2 tRNA genes and 2 rRNA genes are annotated in these 1,468 nt (G+C 45.6%); all 4 read left to right on the plus strand.

The annotated features are described in order from the left end of the window. Positions 1 to 370: ribosomal RNA gene (locus GGR27_RS19740) — 16S ribosomal RNA — on the plus strand; the annotation flags it as partial. A gap of 307 nt (positions 371 to 677) precedes the next feature. After that, positions 678 to 751: transfer RNA gene (locus GGR27_RS19745), tRNA-Ile, on the plus strand. Positions 752 to 767: 16 nt separating this feature from the next. Next, a tRNA-Ala gene (locus GGR27_RS19750) sits at positions 768 to 841 on the plus strand. A gap of 544 nt (positions 842 to 1,385) precedes the next feature. Further along, positions 1,386 to 1,468, plus strand: a 23S ribosomal RNA gene (locus GGR27_RS19755); the annotation flags it as partial.

A 1,468-nucleotide genomic window follows, 5' to 3' on the forward strand; every position in this document is an offset into this window, starting at 1 on the left:
TAAGCCGTGAGGAAGGTGGGGACGACGTCAAGTCATCATGGCCTTTATGCCCAGGGCTACACACGTGCTACAATGGTGCATACAGAGGGCAGCCAGCCTGCGAAGGTGAGCGAATCTCAGAAAGTGCATCTCAGTTCGGATCGGAGTCTGGAACTCGACTCCGTGAAGTTGGAATCGCTAGTAATCGCGTATCAGCCATGACGCGGTGAATACGTTCCCGGACCTTGTACACACCGCCCGTCAAACCATGGGAGCCGGAAGTGCCTGAAGACGGTGGCAATAAAATGAGCTGTCTAGGGTAAAGTCGGTAACTGGGGTTAAGTCGTAACAAGGTAGCCGTACCGGAAGGTGCGGCTGGAATACCTCCTTTTTAGAAGGACGACGGGGTAGGTATAATGTATATTGTTAGTTAGTGAGCATGTGTTACCCAAGAGTTCAAGTAAGTTTAATTCTCGTACCGGTGCGAAAGCACGGGGAAGAATACGGCACTCGCCTGCCTTGATGTTAATTTTAAAATACAACTGTAATGTTGCTACGTCCTGTACCAACCTCTTACCAAAAAAGTAGTGCTAAATGGGCACCGCTATTTTTGACACTTTATCCAGTCCTTTAGCTCAGCTTGTTATCCCGATAGTTATCGGGATACACTGATTATGCGGTCGGGATTGCATATACGCAGTCCCTTAGCTCAGCTGGTTAGAGCGCTACACTGATAATGTAGAGGTCGGCAGTTCAAGTCTGCCAGGGACTACTTTCCTATATATAAAGGGGGATTAGCTCAGCTGGCTAGAGCACCTGATTTGCATTCAGGAGGTCATCGGTTCGACTCCGATATCCTCCACCTTTAGCTTCTGATAAAGATTAGAAGCTTTCTACCATTGATGATTGTTAGATGTTCCGAAAATTTCGGTATTGTCTTGCAGTTAGGAGGTGATCCCGACCTAGTCGGGGCGTAGATATCCTCCATCCTATAATATCGTTGACATCGGTCAACACCGCCTACCATAAGATCGCAAATGTGTGGTCTTTTATTATCGCGCCCGACGGGGGCGTCGATCGGTTCGACTCCGACGATAAAACAGTTAAGCTACCCAACGCCCTACTTCGTCATAGTTTCTATGAAGGATGAAGTACGTGGTGGGAATTAATAGCTTAGTGACGATCTTTGACAAGTTGTGATAAGAGAGCAACAGTAATTAATTTAACGGATTTTATGTTTACGTAAGATCTCGTTGCGAGAGTAAAATTCAATTTTATCTCAAGCGTCTGTTGGATATTTTTAATTAACTAACTCATTAGTTTTAGGCAATATATAGTTACTCAAATAACTCTATTTTGTTTCTCTAAGAATTGAGCGTGCACTTTCGAGTGTATGCTTTAAGATTAGGAAGTGAAATAAGGGCGTACGGGGGATGCCTAGGCTCTCAGAGACGATGAAGGACGTGGTAAGCTGCGAAAAGCTACGGGG

The sequence above is a fragment of the Neolewinella antarctica genome (assembly GCF_011927835.1).
GTDB lineage: Bacteria > Bacteroidota > Bacteroidia > Chitinophagales > Saprospiraceae > Neolewinella > Neolewinella antarctica.